We start from the raw sequence: 16,186 nt of genomic DNA, 5'->3' as shown, positions 1-16,186 counted from the left end.
GCGCACGGCCGTCACGGAGAACCGCTCCGACAGACACCGATCCGACGGGGGAGACCCGCATGCCCGCAGCGCCCGGTGCGCCCAGCGCACTCGATCTGCTGTCCGACGCCCGGCTCTATCTGTGTACGGACGCGCGGAAGCGGCAGGGGGATCTCCCCGAGTTCCTGGACGCCGTCCTCACCTCCGGTGTGGACATCGTGCAGCTGCGTGACAAGGGCATGGAGGCGGCCGAGGAGCTGGAGCATCTCCAGGTTTTCGCCGACGCCTGCCGGCGCCACGGCAAGCTCCTCGCGGTGAACGACCGGGCCGACGTGGCGCACGCCATCGGCTCCGACGTGCTGCATCTGGGCCAGGGCGACCTGCCCGTCTCCGCCGCCCGCGCCGTCCTCGGTACGGAGCCGCTGATCGGCCGCTCCACACACTCCGAGGCCGAGGCGATGGCGGCGGCCGGTGAGCCCGGCGTGGACTACTTCTGCACGGGTCCCTGCTGGCCCACCCCCACCAAGCCCGGCCGGCACGCGCCTGGGCTCGGCCTCGTGCGGTACGCGGCGTCGCTGGCCACCCGGCGCCCGTGGTTCGCGATCGGCGGGATCGACGCCGGCAACCTCGAAGAGGTGCTGGACGCCGGGGCCCGCCGGATCGTGGTCGTCAGGGCCGTCACAGAGGCGGACGATCCGGCCATGGCGGCGGCCGGTCTCGCCAAGCGCGTCCGCGACCGCGTCGCCTGACACCCGGCGCCCGACAAGCCGTCGCCCGTCCCGCCCGCCCTCGATCTTCGGTGTCCGTACCGTCCGAGGGATGGACAGGGATGGTGCGAAATGGACAAATCGCCCTGGTCTGGTTGGGTGATCGCCGTAGCCTCGATAGCCTTCGGGTATGGCCCTTGGCACAGCTTCGACCAGGACGGATCGCGCTCGTACGGTGCGTGACCTGCTTGCGACCGGCAAATTGTCGTACTCGTTCGAATTCTGGGCGCCCAAGACGGAGAAAGGCGAGCGGAATCTCTGGAACGCGCTGCGCCGGGTCGAGGCGGTCGGCCCGAGCTTCGTCTCCGTGACCTACGGCGCGGGCGGCTCCACCCGGGCCGGCACGGTCAAGGCGACCCAGCGCATCGCCTCCGACACCACGCTCACCCCGGTCGCCCACCTCACCGCCGTGAACCACTCGGTCGCCGAGCTGCGCAACATGATCGGCCAGTACGCGGACGCCGGGATCAGGAACATCCTCGCCGTACGCGGAGACCCGCCCGGCGACCCCATGGGCGAATGGGTCCACCACCCCCAGGGCGTGCGGTACGCGGCCGACCTCGTCCGGCTGATCAAGGAGTCCGGCGACTTCTGCGTCGGCGTCGCGGCCTTCCCCGAGATGCACCCGCGCTCGTCCGACTGGGAGAGCGACATCCGGCACTTCGTGGCCAAGTGCCGCGCGGGCGCCGACTACGCGATCACCCAGATGTTCTTCGACCCCCAGGACTATCTGCGGCTGCGGGACAAGGTCACCGCCGCGGGATGCGACACGCCGATCATCCCGGAGATCATGCCGGTCACCAACGTCCGGCAGATCGAGCGCTTCTCGCAGCTCAGCAACGCCTCGCTGCCCCCGGCGCTGAAAGAGCGGATCCTCTCGGTCAAGGACGATCCCGCCGCTGTACGCTCCATCGGTATCGAGTACGCGACGGAGTTCTGCGCGACGCTGCGCGCGGAGGGTGTTCCCGGACTCCACTTCATTACACTCAACAACTCCACGGCGACGCTCGAAATCTACGAGAATCTCGGACTGCACGAGCAGTCGTGACAGGTCGTACCCGCCCCGCTCCGGGGCGGTGACCGCAGGAGAGGGGCGGGCATGGGCTGGACGGTCCTCTACATCGCGTTCGGCATCGTCGCGCTGTGGCTGTTGGGCGAAGTGCTGCTCCAGTACAAGGCGCGGCTCCGCTGGCGGCTCCTCGCCTTCATCGGTTTCGCCGGCGTGGTGCTGGGTGTCCTCCTCGCGTCCGTCCCGGTCATCGCGGTCGGCGCGATCGCGTTCGCGGTCGGCCAGACCTATGTGACGCTCTCGTTCCGCCGCGGCTTCTCCACCGGCTGGGCGATCGGCGGCAGCCCCGGCGCGAGCCGGCGCCGCAGGGCCGGCGGCGGTGAGGGCGACGACCGCGAACCGAGCCTGGAAGTCTCGGACTTGGAGTACCAGCCCGTCGCCGCGGGCCCCGCCGAGGCCGCCGCGCCCGTCCCCGACGAGCCCCCGTACACGGCCTCCGTCTATGAGCCGGAGCCCATGCCGGACGAGACCGGGCAGTACGGCGTCTACACCGACGCCGCCTACCAGGCGACCCAGTACGGCGACTACGACCCGTACCACGGTTACGACGCGACCACGGGCCAGGACGCCTACGCGGGTCATGACGCCTACGCAGGCCAGGGCCAGGGCCCCCAGGACGGATACGGCGCCTCCGAGGTGTACGCCGCCCCGGACCCGTACGCGAGCCAGGGCCAGGACGTGTACGGCGGCCAGGACGCGTACGGCGCCCAACAGGACCCGTACGCGGCGCAGAACGGCCAGGGCGGGCAGTACGACTACGGCACGGGCCAGCAGCAGTACGCCGCCTACAACGACCCGTACAGCGGTGCGGCCACCGGCGGCGACTCCTATGGCGCGTACGACAGTTACGGCGGCCAGCAGCAGTACGCCGACCCCTCCGCCGGCCAGAACGGGCAGAGTGCCCAGCCCGAGTACGGCGCGGAGACCCCGCCCGGCGGCGTCTGGGTCCCCCAGCAGCGCGAGGGCGAGAACGTCCCCCCGATGCCGCAGCAGGCACCGCAGCAGTACGGCTACGACCCCAACTACGACGAGCAGCAGTACCGCTACTGACGGGCGCTCAACTCCCGCCACCTCTTCGCGAGTTCACCCCGGCACAGGGGATTCAGCGCGAGCCGCGGAAGTCCGCGCCCTCCACGATCAGCCCGGCGACCAGCGCCCCCGACATCCCCGCGTGCGCCAGCCCGCCGCCCGGGTGCGCCTCGCCGCCGACGAGATAAAGCCCCGGCAGCCGCGTGGTGTTCGCCGGATGCAGCAGCCGGCCCTCCGCACCCGCCAGCGACGGTGCGGGCACCGAACCGCCCCGCGCCCCCGTCCGCGCCGCCGTGTCCGCCGGCGTACGGACCTCCCGCCAGCGCAGCCGCTCCCGCAGCCGAGGCACGGCGGCGCCGGCCGCCTCCACCAGCACGTCGGCGTACCGCTCACGCAGCCCTGGGTCCGTCCAGTCCACCGGACCCTGCGGTGCGACGGTCGCCGTGACGGTGACCGCCTCGTGCCCGTCGTCCGGACGCGTCGTCGGGTCGTCGGGCCGCAGCACCGTGACCGTGGGCCGCTCCGCCGTCCGTCCGGAGAAGACCGCGGCGGCCTCGCCGGCGCCGGCGGGGGAGTGGACCACCGTACGGTGCGCAGCGTCGTCCGGCCTGCCTCCGCGCAGGGCCAGCAGCACCGTGAACCTGCCGGGAACCGACGGCGCCCCGCCGCCACCCGCGCCCCCGCCCTGGGGCCGTACGTCCTCGTCCCGCCACAGCTCCTGGCCCGCCAGGGCGGCGGGAGCGGTGCCCGCCACCACATGCTCCGCCCCGACGACCGCCGAGGTGCCGACCGAAGCCCCCGGCGCCAGTTCGACACCGGCCGCGCGGTCGTCCTTCTCGACGATCCGGGTCACCTCGGCGTGGAACACGAACTCCACCCGGCGCTCCAGGCACCGCTCGTACACCGCGTGCGCCAGCGCCCGCATCCCGCCCCGCACGTACCAGCTGCCGAAGGTCTGCTCCATGTACGGCAGCAACACGGCGCCCGCCGGGGTGTGCCGTGGGTCAAGCCCGTACGACAGCGCGTACCCCTCCAACAGCGCGGCGAGCCGGGGATCCGCCAGCTCCCGCGCGCCCACCTCGGCGACGGTGCCCGCCCACCGGGGCCCGCGCAGGAGCCTCCGCTGCCGGACCGCCGGATACGGATCGCGCCCCAGCAACTGCCAGTCCTCGCGCAGCGGCTCCTCCAACAGAGGCCGCCGCGACCGGTCCCAGGCGTCCCGGGCCCGGCCGAGGAAGTCGCCCCACCGCGCGCCGGCGCCCGCGCCGAGAGCGGCGTCCAGAGCGGCGACGACACCGGCGCGCGACGCGTTCGGCAGCGACACATCGGTGCCGTCGGGGAAGACATGGCGGCTCGCCGGGTCGACCTGCGTCATCCGCACGCACTCTTCGAGCGGCTTCTTGCCTGTCTTGACGAACAGATCCCGGTAGACGGCGGGCAGATGCAGCAGCCCGGGGCCCGTGTCGTACGCGAACCCGTCCCGCTCGAACCGGCCGAGGGCCCCGCCGTACGTCGCGGAGCGCTCGTACACCGTCACCTGGTGCCCCGCCACCGCCAGCCGGGCAGCCGCCGCCATCGCGCCCATCCCGGCGCCGATCACCGCAATCCGTGCCATGGAAGTGGACCTTAGCGGCCGGTTTTTCCCCGGCCGCGCCCGGGAGGCGCGGTGTTCACAGTGGCGGCCAGGTGGTGGCGAGGCGCCGCTCGGCGCGTCTGTCCGCCCTGCGCCGCCAGAACCGGCGGATCTTCGAGGCCACGAAGAAGGTGATCACGATGCCGATCAGCAGCAGGCCGCCCGCGACGACCGCCGCGGCGAGCGGGTGGAAGATCGCGAACGTGATGATCCCGGCGACGCCCAGGTCCTCCGCGGTGCTCACCGCGATGTTGCTGAAGGGCTCGGGCGACGTGTTGACCGCCATCCTCGTGCCGGCCTTCACCAGATGGCTCACCAGAGCGGTCGATCCGCCGACCGCGCCCGCCGTGATCTCCGGGAGCGAACCGCTCTGTCCGGCGAGCAGCGCGGCGACCACCGCGCCCGTGACCGGTCTGATCACGGTGTGCACCGAGTCCCAGATGGAGTCGACGTACGGGATCTTGTCCGCCACCGCCTCGCAGACGAAGAGCGCACCGACAACGACCAGGACGTCGGTGCGCTGGAGCGACTCGGGGACCTCGTCGGTCATCCCGGTCGCGCCGAAGACGCCCAACAGCAGGACCACCGCGTAGGCGTTGATCCCGCTGGCCCAGCCGCTGGTGAAGACAAGGGGGAGTACGGACACGGACGAGATCGTAGCCAGAGACTCGGCCGGACGGGTGAGCTCCGCAACGGGGTTGTGAGTATCTGTACCTAGTACATGAGATGAGTAGAGACACGGATAGGCCCTCACCTGCGAAGACGGAAGAGTGAGGGGCACGGGAGGGGCGCGACGCCGAAACCGCCGGCACGGGGCGGCGGAGCGGCGTGGCACCCCGACCGCCACGGGGGTGGGCAGTGCGCCGCTCCGGCCGGGACGAGTGAGGAAGTCCGGTCGGAGCGGCGCACTTTCCGCTGTCCGGCGGGCAGGAGCGTGCTAGGCCGTGTCAACTCCCGCCGACCCGGCCGTGCAGCAGCAGCGAGAGCGCCGCGTGCACGTCGTCGATCGACCGATCCGGCTGGAACGCCTGCCAGTCCAGGGCCGCCACCAGCACCATCCCCACCAGTGCGGCGGCGGTGAGCGGAATGTCGATCTCCTGGCCGAGTTCACCGCCGTCGATCCCCTCCTGGAGCACCTTCTCCACGACGGCGACGGCCCGCTGACGCACCATCAATAACGTCGACTGCCACGCGCGGTTGGTGCGCCAGAGCTCGGCCACGTACAGCTGGGTGAAGGCCGGGTGGCGGTCGATGAAGGCGAGTCCCGCGCGGACCATGGCGTCCAGCGCCTCGGCGCTGGTCCCTTCACGCTCCGCCGTCTCGTCGGCCGCGGTCTGGAGGGAGGCGGTGAGCAGGCCCACGCCGTGCCGCAGGATCTCCTCGAACAGCTCGTTCTTGTTCTTGAAGTTGTAGTAGACCGTGCCTTTGGCGACTCCGGCGCGCTCGGCGATCTCGTCCACGGTCGTGGCCGAGAAGCCCTGTTCGGCGATGAGCGTCACCGCGGCGTCGTAGAGCTTCTGACGGGTGGCCTGCCGGCGGGTGCTGCTGCTGTCCATGCGCCCGATTCTCACAGGTGCCGGGGAGCCGTCCGACGGTGAGCGCCGGCGGCGGGCAGGTGCGGCCCGTGCCGGACGCGCCCGCGACCGAGAGGACCCCCGAGCCGGCGCGCGGGGCAAAAGCGCAGGTCAGGGTCGATTGTCAGTGGCGTACTCCACGATGGACACATACGGCCACAGAGCCGTCACAGAGACGACCAGGAGGTTCGTCATGGCCAGTTCCTACGCCGCAGCCGCGCACCGGCGAAGCACAGGCGGCCCTGCCCCCTCACTGACCGGCGCCGCGACCGATGTCCACCCCGTCCAGAGGCGCGCGACCGCGCCGCCCGCCGCCCTCGACCTGCTCGCCCAGGCCCGCTCGGGACTTGACGAGGCCGCCACCTTCGAAGCGCCCAACGAGCGTTATGCCACGGCCCATCTGGCCGCCCTGCGCACGGCGGCGGCGGTCCTCGCCGCGCGTGGCCGCCCCGAGCCCACGAGTCCGCGCCGCAGGCGCATACGGAGCGCCTGGGAAGTGCTGCCCGAGATCGCCCCCGAGCTCACCGAGTGGAGCGCCCTGTTCGCCTCGGGAGCCACCCGCAGGGCGCGGGCCGAGGCGGGTATCCAGGGCGCCGCGAGCAGCCGCGACGCCGACGATCTGCTGCGCGACGTGGCCATGTTCCTGCGGCTCGTGGAGCGGCTTCTCGTGCTCGAACCGGTGCTGCCCCGGCCGAGGGCCGAACAGCCGGAGAAGGGCGGCGCCGCTGGGTGACAGGGACGGACCGACGGAGGCAATAGGCTGTGCGGTGCCTGCACCGTTCACGCCCCGCGACCTGGGGCGGCACCGCGCCGAGGAGTCAACTGCCGTGTCGGACCCTTCCCCTGCCTTCGGTGGAGAGACGCCGTCGCGCCCCCGTAGCTCCCTGCGCACCGCCGTGGTCTGGGAGGTGCTCCAGGTCGCCCTCGAAAGCCGCGCCGCCGCGGCGGGTACGGCGGGCCTGGACGTCCTCGACACCGGGGGCGGCACGGGCAACTTCGCCGTGCCCGTGGCCCGCCTGGGCCACCGGGTGACCGTCGTCGACCCCAGTCCCAACGCGCTGTTCGCGCTGGAGCGCCGGGCCGCCGAGGCCGGCGTCGCGGACCGTGTCAGCGGCGTCCAGGGCGACATCCACGGTCTGTTCGACGTGGTGGGGCGGGGCGGCTACGACGCGGTGCTCTGCCACGGCGTCCTGGAGTACGTCGACAACCCCGCCGAGGGCGTCCGGAACGCGGTCGAGGCGCTGCGCCCCTCCGGTGCGCTCAGCCTGCTCGCGGCCGGCCTCGGCGGCGCCGTACTCGCCAGGGCGCTCGCCGGGCACTTCACCGAGGCCCGGCAGGCGCTCACGGACCCGGCGGGCCGCTGGGGCGAAGGCGACCCGGTGCCCAGGCGGTTCACCGTCGAGATGCTCACGGAACTGGTCGACAAGGCCGGTGTCGACGTGGGCGCCGTGCACGGTGTCCGGGTCTTCTCCGACCTGGTTCCCGGAGTCCTGGTGGACACTCAACCGGGCGCCCTGGAGGCCCTCCTGAAGCTTGAGGCGGCCGCCGCCGAACTGTCCTCCTTCCACTCCGTGGCGAGCCAGTTGCACGTCCTGGGGGAGAAGCGGGCCTGACGGCGGGCGCCCCGGAGCACTGATCGCCGGGCTGATCAGCAACGCAGCTGTGGATGGAGTGCGCCACAGGCCCCCCGGCAGAGCCTTCGGCGCCGTATGATCGGGGTACGCCTTCCGGCATGACGGGTGGACGGTTGGGGAATCAACGCCTCAGCGGCCGAGTCGTCGTGGCGGCCCGGATTGGCGAAATGGCGTAGAGGGCGGGTTTCACGGGGGCGAATCCCTGCCTATCCTGAAGGGGCCGCATACCGGTCGCCCCCCGCGACCGACGACTAGGAGGACTCCGTGCCGCTCTCGGAGCACGAGCAGCGAATGCTCGAGCAAATGGAGCGAGCGCTGTACGCCGAAGATCCCAAGTTCGCGACAGCGCTTGAGGGAAGCGGGCTGCGCAGGTACACCCGGCGACGGGTCTACCAGGCGGTCGCCGGCTTTCTGGTGGGTATCGCGCTCCTCATGACCGGTATGGTCGCCAAGCAGATCTGGATCGGCGTGGTGGGATTCCTCGTCATGCTGGGCTGTGCGGTCCTCGCGGTCACCGGCTGGCGCAAGGCCCCGAAACCGGGCGAGCAGCAGCCGACCGGGGAAGCTACGGCCGACCGTAGACAGCCTCGGCAGCGCCGCTCATTCATGAACCGGATCGAGCAGCGATGGCAGCGCCGCCGTGACGAGCAGGGTCAGTAGACACGGCAGGTACGGCGCAGAGGTTCACCAGCCAAGCTTGTAGCAGTGGTGCGGCTGCCGTGGGACACGGCAGAGATGGGTGAGGGGCGAACGCGGAAAGCGTTCGCCCCTCACCCATCTCCGCGTAGGGGCCGTACCCCCGCCCCGTATCTCGCGCTCACCCGGCCACCGACCCCGGACACACGAGACGGGGGCGGGGCGCGGGGCCCGAAAGCCGCGCTCCCCGCCCCCGTGGACGGTCCTGGCCCCGCCTGCTCAGCCCCGCTGCCGGGACGGCCTGCTGAAGAGCGCCGTCAGCCGCCGGCCCAGCTCCAGGCGGCGCACCCCCCAGCGGTCCGTGACGGCCGCCCAGCGCTCGGACAGCGCCCACATCACCCGAATGGACGAGCGCGGCAGGAGTAGCGCGCGCTGGCGGGCCCAGCGGCTCGCCCCTTCGCCCAGCCCCGCGCGTACCCGCTGGACCTCGTCGGCGAGGCCCGTGGCGGGCTGTGGCTCCGGCGCGTACAGCACCTGCTCCACCGCGCGTGCCACCCGGTGCACGGCGTTGGCGGCCTCACCCTCCAGCCGCCCCAGCCGCACGATCCGGGCCGCCGTCCTCCGGGGGGTCTGCGCGTCGTCGGGACGGATGCCGTGGTCCCACGCGGTGTCGACGATCTCCCGCCAGGCGCCCAGCGCCCGCGCCGTGGCATCGGCGGGCGTACGGCCCCCGGAACCGAGACGCCGGGCCCGCACCCGGATCCGCCACAGCAGCGGCAGGAGTGGCACCAGCAGCACGGCCAGGACGCCCAGCGTGATGCCGACGACCGTCCCCGAGGACGTTCCCGAGTCGGTCGGAGGCAGCGCACCCGCCGGCGTGGTCGTGTCGCAGTCGCCGATCCTGGCCGCCTGGGGCGGGCAGCTGTCCGAGGCGGACGGCTGCGAGCTCGGCGCGGACGACGTGCTGGCCTCGGGCTGGGACGGATCGCTCGCGTCGCCCGAAGGAGCCTCGGGGATCGTGTAGTCCGGTGCGCTGCCCCGGCTCGGCGTCGGCTCGAAGCGGGTCCAGCCGACCCCCTCGAAGTACAGCTCGGGCCAGGCGTGCGCGTCACGCAGCCCGACGGACATCGTGCCGTCCGACTGCGGGGTGCCCGGGGTGAAGCCCACCGCCACCCGGGCCGGAATGCCCAGCGTGCGGGCCATCGCCGCCATCGAGAACGAGAAGTGGACGCAGAAGCCCTGCTTCTGGCTGAGGAAGCGGGTGATGGCCGAGACGCCCGTGCCCGACGCGACCTGGGTGTCGTACGTGAAGCCGCCGTCCACGGCGAACCAGTCCTGGAGCCTGACGGCCCTCTCGTAGTCGTTCGCGGCGCCGTCGGTCACCTCGCGTGCGGTGTCCGCGACAACTCCGGGAAGGTTGTCGGGCACCTTCGTGTACTCCCGCACCAGCGCGGCCGGAGGCCTCGGAGCCGTGGCGAGCTGCTCACGGGTCGGCTCCACCAGCAAACTGCCGACCTGGTACTGCGCGCCCTGCGTGGTCTCGCCCCGGTCACCGACCAGCGTCCGGCCGCTCGGTTCGAAGCGCCAGCGCCCCTCGATGTCCACCTCCGACGCCGGGTAGGGCATCGGCAGATAGTTCTGCCGGTACCAATTGGCGGCGGAGATACTCGTCTTGATCTCGGTGGTGCTGACATCGCCGTTCAGACCGGGCGGACTGGGAAGCCTGTCCGGCACGTCCTCGACACTGCGCTGGGAGAACCGCCAGGACGTACCGTCGAAGTCGTCCAGCGCCATGATCCGCAGATACAGGTTCTGGGTGCTCTCCGCGTTCGTCCGGTACCGCAACGCTTCGCGGTCCTCGGGCTGGTTGAGGTTGTCCTGGAGGGACACGAGCGGGTTGACGGCGGAGATCGTGCCACCGCCCAGACCCGAACCCGCCCCGGCCCCCGTGCCGTTGAGCAGCCCGCCGTTCAGCGAAGGCAGCGCGGCGGGCACGACGAGCGCGATTCCCAGGGCCATCACACCGATACGGTGCCCCGCGCGGACCGGTGCCGTGGCCCGGCCCCCGGTGTCCATCCCGGCGGCGGTACGGCCCGGGGCGCGCGGAGCGCCGCCGAAGACCCGCCCCCACTGGGAGAGCCGGTCCCGGCCCTCGGCCAGCAGCAACAGCAGATACCCGCCGGCCGCGAGCAGGAACCAGAGCCAGGAGGCCGCGCCGCCGTTGAGGCCGGCGGCGACCGAGTACAGCGCGAGCAGCGGCAGTCCGGCCGGGGCCGCGCTGCGGAACGTCACGGCGAGCGCGTCCACGGCGAGACCGATGACCAGCACACCGCCGACCAGCATCAGCTTGATGCCGTCGGTGGCCGGTGCGGGGATCGCGTACCGCCCGACGTCCTCGCCGCCCTCGTTCAGCAGCTCGCCGAAGCGCTGGAAGACCTCGGGGCCGGGAAACAGACCGAGCACGGCGTGCTCCGACGCGAACACCACCGTGAGCATCAGCAGCCCGATGACCGCCTGGAGCACCACGATCAGCGTCCTGGCCAGCGGCACCCGCCGGCCGAGCGCGCCCGCCCCCACCAGGATCCCGACCATGAACGCCGCCTGGAGGAGCCAGGTGGCGGGATCGACCAGCGGCAGCAGCGCGCCCGCAGACATCAGCGTGGCGGCGAACGCGCACAGCGCCAGCCTCGCGCGACCGCTCATGACCATCCTCCGGAGAAACCTGCCGAGCCCTGGGTCGCACCCGACTCGGTGCGCTGGTGTGCCGCCTGCTGCCACAGGTCCGGGAGCGCGGACCCGGCCGGCACCGCGAGGGCGGTCCAGCCGGACTCACGCAGCTGCCTCAGCCGGTCCTGGAGGCGCGCGGGCGGTTCTTCGCCGCCGTCCCGGAACCAGCCGGAGCTGTCCAGGACGAACGCGACCGCGGCGCCGCTGCGGTGCCGCATACGGCCGGCCACCGCCGTCTGCTCCTCGTCGAGATCCCCGAGGAAGGCGATCAGCAGCCCCTCGGTGCCGCCGCGCAGCACGTCGTACGCGCGCGACAGCCCCGCCCCGTCGGAGTGGTCGACGACCGCGAGCGTGTCCATCATGAGCCCGGCCGCGTCGGCGGACTCCTGCGTCGAGCCGGCGAACCCGTCGGCGCCCTCGCCGGGCACCGACGTCCCGGTGTCGGTCAACAGCCGTACGGCGAAGCCCCGTTCCAGCATGTGCACCAGCGCGGACGCCGCACCCGACACCGCCCACTCGAAGGCCGAGTCGGGGCCGGCGCCCTGATAGGCGAGCCGCCGGGTGTCGAGCAGCACCGTGCATCTGGCCCGCTGCGGCTGCTCCTCGCGGCGCACCATCAGCTCGCCGTAGCGCGCCGTGGAGCGCCAGTGCACCCGGCGCAGGTCGTCGCCGTGCCGGTACCCGCGCGGAATGACGTCGTCCTCGCCGGCCAGCGACAGCGAGCGCTGCCGCCCGTCGCCGTACCCCGCTGTCGCTCCCGCCAGCCGGACCGGTGGCAGCGGCTCCGTGCGCGGGATAACGGTCAGGATGTCGTGGGCGCTGAAGGACCGCGTCAGCTCGCACATCCCGAACGGGTCGCTCAGCCTCAGCTGGAGCGGTCCGAGCGGATAGCGCCCGCGCAGGTCCGAGCGCACCCGGTAGGAGACCTCGCGGCGCCCGCCCGCCTCCACCCGGTCCAGGACGAACCGGGGGCGCGGGCCCAGCACGTACGGCACATGGTCCTGGAGCATCAGGAGACCCGTGGGCAGCCGCGACACGTTGTCCATCCGCAGATGGACGCGGGCCTCGGACCCCGCGGGCACCCGCGACGGCGAGAGCCGCCTGCTGCCGGCGACCCGGTAGCGCGTGCGGTACAGCACGGCGACACAGACCAGCGGCAGCACGGCCAGCAGCATCCCCACCCGGAGCAGATCCGCCTGGCCGAGGACATAGGCGCACACCGCCGCGGCTATGCCCGCGGCGAAGAACGACCGGCCGCGGGTGGTGAGACCGCCCAGCGCCGCCCGCAGCCCGCCCTTGTCCTCGGTCTCCGAGGGGGTGGCAGCGGGCTCCATCACAGCCGCCGGACGCCCGGCTGGGGCCGGTCGTAGAGCGGCGCGGCGGCCACGGGAGCCTGCCGGCCACCGTCGGCCGTCGGCACCGGGACGCGCTGCAGGATGTCCTGCACCACCTGCTCGGCGGTCCGGCGGTTGAGCTGTGCCTGCGCGGTCGGCAGCAGCCGGTGCGCCAGCACCGGGACCGCCAGCGCCTGTACGTCGTCCGGCAGCGCGTACTCCCGGCCGCTCAGGGCCGCGGACGCCTTCGCCGCGCGCAGCAGATGCAGCGTCGCGCGCGGCGACGCGCCCAGTCTGAGATCCGGGTGGTTACGGGTCGAACCGACCAGCTCCACCGCGTACCGCCGCACGGAGTCGGCCACATGGACCTTCCGCACGGCGTCGATCAGCTTCACGATGTCGTGAGCGTGGGCCACCGGCTGGAGGTCGTCCAGCGGCGAGACCCCGCCGTGCACGTCCAGCATCTCCAACTCGGCCTCCGCGCTCGGGTAGCCGATAGAGACCCTCGCCATGAAACGGTCGCGCTGCGCCTCGGGCAGCGGATACGTGCCCTCCATCTCGACCGGGTTCTGCGTCGCCACCACCATGAAGGGACTGGGCAGTTCGTACGTCTGCCCGTCGATGGTGACCTGGCGCTCCTCCATCGACTCCAGCAGCGCCGACTGCGTCTTCGGCGAAGCGCGGTTGATCTCGTCGCCGATCACGATCTGCGCGAAAATCGCCCCGGGCTTGAACTCGAAGTCCCGCCGCTGCTGGTCGTATATGGAGACCCCGGTGATGTCCGACGGCAGCAGGTCGGGCGTGAACTGGATACGCCGCACCGAGCAGTCGATGGAGCGTGCGAGCGTCTTGGCCAGCATCGTCTTGCCGACGCCGGGGACATCCTCGATGAGGAGATGTCCCTCGGCGAGCAGCACTGTCAGCGAAAGCCGTACGACCTCAGGCTTGCCCTCGATCACACCCTCCACCGATGCGCGCACACGCTCCGCTGTGGTGGTCAGATCTGTGAGGCTCGCTCGATCGTCATAGGTCGTCACCCGGCCCTCCTCGGCCCGTTCATACGGGCCGAGGCTCTTCTCACGGCCCGGCCCACCCCGAAATACGGACGCCGCGCCCGGATGGTTCCGGAACGCCGCCGTCACACACGCATTCTTGTAGCCGTTACCGCTTCGTGTCACTCGCCTGTGGATAAGTGGGTGTGAATTGCCGGAGTTGCCGTGCTTCTGCCGCGGGCGACGCGGTCAGTTCGCCGGGTCGACTTCCCGCAGAAGGCCCGTCGACACGTCGAACACGAAACCCCGCACGTCGTCGGTGTGCAGAAGGAACGGAGACGTCCGCACCCGCTGCATCGACTGACGTACATCCTGGTCCACGTCCCGGAAGGACTCCACGGCCCAGGCCGGACGCTGCCCGACCTCCATCTCCAGTTCGTGCCTGAAGTCCTCGGTGATGGCCTCCAGACCGCAGCCGGTGTGATGGATGAGTACGACGCTGCGGGTCTGGAGCGCGCGCTGGCTGATGGTGAGTGAGCGGATGACGTCGTCGGTGACGACGCCGCCCGCGTTGCGGATCGTATGACAGTCGCCGAGCTCCAGGCCCAGCGCGTCGTGCAGGTCGAGACGGGCGTCCATGCAGGCGACCACGGCGACGCGGAGCACGGGGCGGGCGTCCATCCCGGGGTCGTCGAAGCCCTTGGCGTAGTGCCGGTTGGCATCCACGAGTCGATCGGTGACCGTGCCGTCGGTACGGGCCGCGGCGGCGGTTGCCTGGGCGGACTCGGCGGGGAGGTGCGCGGAAGTCGACATACCCATAGACGGTAATGCCCTCCCGCGCCGGGGGCCCGCTCCACGGCGGCACAAACATCGTCGGCGAGCCCCGGTGTGAGGTAAGCCACACAATTGGCACCCGACGCGCACGCGATCTCCGGACGATCCACCCCGCCGCTCCACCCGCGCCGGGCCGGGCGACGCGCTGGCCGGTTGATTGACCGCGGAGACCTGTGGACTAAAGTGACGCGAAGTTCACGGACATCCCGAACACTTACCGGAACACTCCCCGAATTCCCCCCGCGTGTGCGGCGTACGTGCGGCTCGGCCTCCCCACGCTCGGCGGTACGTACAAACACGCCGGACCTGAGAGGGCGCATGAGCGAGCGCAGCCAGCGAAGCCGCGAGGCCCGGGTATGACCGCGACCCGGCACGTTCCGGTGATGCTCGACCGGTGCCTCCACCTGCTCGCCCCAGCCCTCGCCGAACCGGGCGCCGTCGTCGTCGACTGCACCCTCGGGCTCGGCGGCCACAGCGAGGCGCTGCTCAGCACCTTCCCCGCCGCACGGCTCGTAGCGCTCGACCGCGACAAGGAGGCGCTGCGCCTCTCCGGCGAGCGCCTCGCCCCGTACGGCGACCGCGCCACCCTCGTGCACGCCGTGTACGACGAACTCCCCGACGTCCTCGACCGGCTGGGCATCCCGCGTGTCCAGGGCGTGCTCTTCGACCTCGGCGTCTCGTCCATGCAACTCGACGAGGCGGAGCGGGGATTCGCGTACGCCCAGGACGCTCCGCTGGACATGCGCATGGACCAGTCGGCGGGGATGAGCGCCGCCGAGGTCCTCAACACCTACGCGCCGGGCGAACTGGTACGGATCCTGCGGGCGTACGGCGAGGAGAAGCAGGCCAAGCGCATCGTGTCGGCGATCGTCAGGGAACGTGCCGTCGAGCCCTTCACCAACAGCGCCCGCCTGGTCGAACTCATCCGTGACGCGCTCCCGCAGGCCGCCAAGCGCACCGGAGGCAACCCCGCCAAGCGGACCTTCCAGGCCCTGCGTATCGAGGTCAACGGCGAGCTGTCCTCAGTAGAGGCGGCCATTCCCGCCGCGGTGGAAGCCCTCGCCGTCGGCGGCCGTATCGCCGTACTCGCCTATCACTCCCTCGAAGACCGCCTGGTGAAGCAGGTCTTCGCGGCCGGCGCCGCCAACACGGCGCCGCCCGGCCTGCCCGTCGTGCCCGAGCAGTACCAGCCGAGGCTCAAACTCCTGACGCGCGGCGCCGAACTGCCCACCGACGCCGAGGTCGCCGAGAACCGCCGGGCCGCCCCCGCCCGGCTGCGCGGCGCGGAGCGGGTCCGGGAGGCCGTGCGGTGAGCGGACGGGCCAGGCAGCTGAGGGGGCGGGCCGCGCGGCTCGCCCGGCTGATGCCGACGACCGGGGCGAGCACCGCCGCGCGTACGCCCTTCGTCCTGCTGGTCGTTCTCCTCCTCGGCGGCGGGCTGATCACCCTGCTCCTGCTGAACTCCTCGCTCAACGCGGGGTCGTTCAAGCTGAGCGAGCTCAAGAAGCGGACCACCGACCTGACCGACGAGCAGCAGGCGCTCCAGCGGGACGTGGACAGCCTCTCGGCGCCCGACGCTCTCCAGCGCCGCGCACGGCAGCTCGGCATGGTGCCCGGCGGCAGCCCCGCCTTCCTGAACCCCGACGGCAAGGTCAGCGGCGTCCCCTCCGAGGCCGACGCGCTCCCGTACGCGGCACCGTCCGCCCTGGACGCCTTCCCGCCCGTCGCGCCGAGTCTGCCCGCCTCGCTCGCACCGTCCGTGTCCCCGTCGGAGTCGCCCACGGACACCGCGGCGGACCCGTCCTCCACAGAAGGACTCGCGCCCGCGGACCCGTCGATCACGCCGACCGCCTCGCCCGTCCCTACCGTCCCCTCCGACTCGTCCGTCTCGGCGGACTCACGCGGCGCACCCTCCACCGCACCCGTCCCCGGACCGACGTCCACCGCGCCCACCACCCCGACGACCCCCGGCAGGTGA

At 72.2% G+C, this 16,186-nt stretch carries 15 protein-coding genes; 8 read left to right on the top strand and 7 right to left on the bottom strand.

Going from position 1 to position 16,186, the window contains the following annotated elements; genetic code table 11:
* The first annotated feature begins 59 nt into the window (after positions 1–59).
* From thiE to ACFWV8_RS34065, 3 genes are all read left to right on the top strand, one after another.
* Positions 60–728, top strand: coding sequence for a thiamine phosphate synthase (gene thiE / locus ACFWV8_RS34075; protein WP_384213449.1), 669 nt, complete (start codon positions 60–62; stop codon positions 726–728).
* 148 nt (positions 729–876) lie between these two features.
* Positions 877–1,794, top strand: coding sequence for a methylenetetrahydrofolate reductase [NAD(P)H] (gene metF, locus ACFWV8_RS34070; protein WP_384213446.1), 918 nt, complete (start codon positions 877–879; stop codon positions 1,792–1,794).
* A gap of 51 nt (positions 1,795–1,845) precedes the next feature.
* Entirely contained in the window at positions 1,846–2,865 is a 1,020-nt protein-coding gene (locus tag ACFWV8_RS34065; protein WP_384213443.1) for a hypothetical protein, read from the top strand.
* Positions 2,866–2,917: 52 nt separating this feature from the next.
* Here ACFWV8_RS34065 and ACFWV8_RS34060 read toward each other — a convergent pair whose 3' ends face one another.
* The 3 genes from ACFWV8_RS34060 to ACFWV8_RS34050 form a co-directional block, all read right to left on the bottom strand.
* Entirely contained in the window at positions 2,918–4,459 is a 1,542-nt protein-coding gene (locus ACFWV8_RS34060) for a phytoene desaturase family protein (protein WP_384213440.1), read from the bottom strand.
* A 55-nt stretch (positions 4,460–4,514) separates the two neighbouring features.
* Complete coding sequence (locus ACFWV8_RS34055) at positions 4,515–5,123, bottom strand: DUF4126 domain-containing protein (RefSeq protein WP_384213436.1); 609 nt, start codon at positions 5,121–5,123, stop codon at positions 4,515–4,517.
* A 301-nt stretch (positions 5,124–5,424) separates the two neighbouring features.
* A complete protein-coding gene (locus tag ACFWV8_RS34050; RefSeq protein ID WP_384213433.1) occupies positions 5,425–6,033 on the bottom strand; it encodes a TetR/AcrR family transcriptional regulator in 609 nt (202 codons plus the stop codon).
* Positions 6,034–6,244: 211 nt separating this feature from the next.
* Here ACFWV8_RS34050 and ACFWV8_RS34045 point away from each other — a divergent pair, with 211 nt between their 5' ends.
* The 3 genes from ACFWV8_RS34045 to ACFWV8_RS34035 all read left to right on the top strand — a co-directional run bounded on the left by ACFWV8_RS34045 (position 6,245) and on the right by ACFWV8_RS34035 (position 8,345).
* A complete protein-coding gene (locus tag ACFWV8_RS34045) occupies positions 6,245–6,784 on the top strand; it encodes an SAV_6107 family HEPN domain-containing protein (RefSeq protein ID WP_384213430.1) in 540 nt (179 codons plus the stop codon).
* Positions 6,785–6,878: 94 nt separating this feature from the next.
* Positions 6,879–7,664 (top strand): class I SAM-dependent methyltransferase, encoded by a 786-nt coding sequence (locus ACFWV8_RS34040; RefSeq protein WP_384213427.1) that lies wholly within the window; start codon positions 6,879–6,881, stop codon positions 7,662–7,664.
* A 285-nt stretch (positions 7,665–7,949) separates the two neighbouring features.
* On the top strand, positions 7,950–8,345 hold the full coding sequence (locus ACFWV8_RS34035) for a DUF3040 domain-containing protein (RefSeq protein WP_329388854.1): 396 nt from the start codon (positions 7,950–7,952) through the stop codon (positions 8,343–8,345).
* A 255-nt stretch (positions 8,346–8,600) separates the two neighbouring features.
* Here ACFWV8_RS34035 and ACFWV8_RS34030 read toward each other — a convergent pair whose 3' ends face one another.
* The 4 genes from ACFWV8_RS34030 to ACFWV8_RS34015 form a co-directional block, all read right to left on the bottom strand.
* A complete protein-coding gene (locus ACFWV8_RS34030; protein ID WP_384213424.1) occupies positions 8,601–11,024 on the bottom strand; it encodes a DUF3488 and DUF4129 domain-containing transglutaminase family protein in 2,424 nt (807 codons plus the stop codon).
* Positions 11,021–12,382: a DUF58 domain-containing protein gene (locus ACFWV8_RS34025; protein ID WP_384213422.1), complete on the bottom strand. Its 1,362-nt coding sequence runs from the start codon at positions 12,380–12,382 to the stop codon at positions 11,021–11,023. The genes ACFWV8_RS34030 and ACFWV8_RS34025 overlap by 4 nt, the downstream gene beginning before the upstream one ends.
* Complete coding sequence (locus tag ACFWV8_RS34020) at positions 12,382–13,419, bottom strand: MoxR family ATPase (RefSeq protein WP_329388860.1); 1,038 nt, start codon at positions 13,417–13,419, stop codon at positions 12,382–12,384. Before ACFWV8_RS34020 ends, ACFWV8_RS34025 begins: the two co-directional genes overlap by 1 nt.
* A gap of 204 nt (positions 13,420–13,623) precedes the next feature.
* Positions 13,624–14,187 (bottom strand): beta-class carbonic anhydrase, encoded by a 564-nt coding sequence (locus tag ACFWV8_RS34015; protein ID WP_384213419.1) that lies wholly within the window; start codon positions 14,185–14,187, stop codon positions 13,624–13,626.
* A gap of 377 nt (positions 14,188–14,564) precedes the next feature.
* Here ACFWV8_RS34015 and rsmH point away from each other — a divergent pair, with 377 nt between their 5' ends.
* Together rsmH and ACFWV8_RS34005 are read left to right on the top strand one after the other, a co-directional pair.
* The gene (gene rsmH / locus ACFWV8_RS34010; RefSeq protein ID WP_384213416.1) at positions 14,565–15,521 is read left to right on the top strand and encodes a 16S rRNA (cytosine(1402)-N(4))-methyltransferase RsmH; all 957 of its coding nucleotides are present in this window, start codon (positions 14,565–14,567) and stop codon (positions 15,519–15,521) included.
* On the top strand, positions 15,518–16,186 hold the full coding sequence (locus ACFWV8_RS34005) for a septum formation initiator family protein (protein ID WP_384213414.1): 669 nt from the start codon (positions 15,518–15,520) through the stop codon (positions 16,184–16,186). The genes rsmH and ACFWV8_RS34005 overlap by 4 nt, the downstream gene beginning before the upstream one ends.

Origin of the sequence: Streptomyces sp. NPDC058665, assembly GCF_042714995.1 — a bacterium.
In the GTDB taxonomy this organism is placed as follows: domain Bacteria; phylum Actinomycetota; class Actinomycetes; order Streptomycetales; family Streptomycetaceae; genus Streptomyces.
This window is presented reverse-complemented; position numbering and strand designations above follow the sequence as displayed.

Bases quoted from the DNA above. Each gene is read 5' to 3' on its own strand.
- thiE (WP_384213449.1), top strand. From the start codon at position 60: ATGCCCGCAGCGCCCGGTGCGCCCAGCGCACTCGATCTGCTGTCCGAC.
- metF (WP_384213446.1), top strand. From the start codon at position 877: ATGGCCCTTGGCACAGCTTCGACCAGGACGGATCGCGCTCGTACGGTG.
- ACFWV8_RS34065 (WP_384213443.1), top strand. From the start codon at position 1,846: ATGGGCTGGACGGTCCTCTACATCGCGTTCGGCATCGTCGCGCTGTGG.
- ACFWV8_RS34060 (WP_384213440.1), bottom strand. From the start codon at position 4,459: ATGGCACGGATTGCGGTGATCGGCGCCGGGATGGGCGCGATGGCGGCG.
- ACFWV8_RS34050 (WP_384213433.1), bottom strand. From the start codon at position 6,033: ATGGACAGCAGCAGCACCCGCCGGCAGGCCACCCGTCAGAAGCTCTAC.
- ACFWV8_RS34045 (WP_384213430.1), top strand. From the start codon at position 6,245: ATGGCCAGTTCCTACGCCGCAGCCGCGCACCGGCGAAGCACAGGCGGC.
- ACFWV8_RS34030 (WP_384213424.1), bottom strand. From the start codon at position 11,024: ATGAGCGGTCGCGCGAGGCTGGCGCTGTGCGCGTTCGCCGCCACGCTG.
- ACFWV8_RS34025 (WP_384213422.1), bottom strand. From the start codon at position 12,382: ATGGAGCCCGCTGCCACCCCCTCGGAGACCGAGGACAAGGGCGGGCTG.
- ACFWV8_RS34015 (WP_384213419.1), bottom strand. From the start codon at position 14,187: ATGTCGACTTCCGCGCACCTCCCCGCCGAGTCCGCCCAGGCAACCGCC.
- rsmH (WP_384213416.1), top strand. From the start codon at position 14,565: ATGACCGCGACCCGGCACGTTCCGGTGATGCTCGACCGGTGCCTCCAC.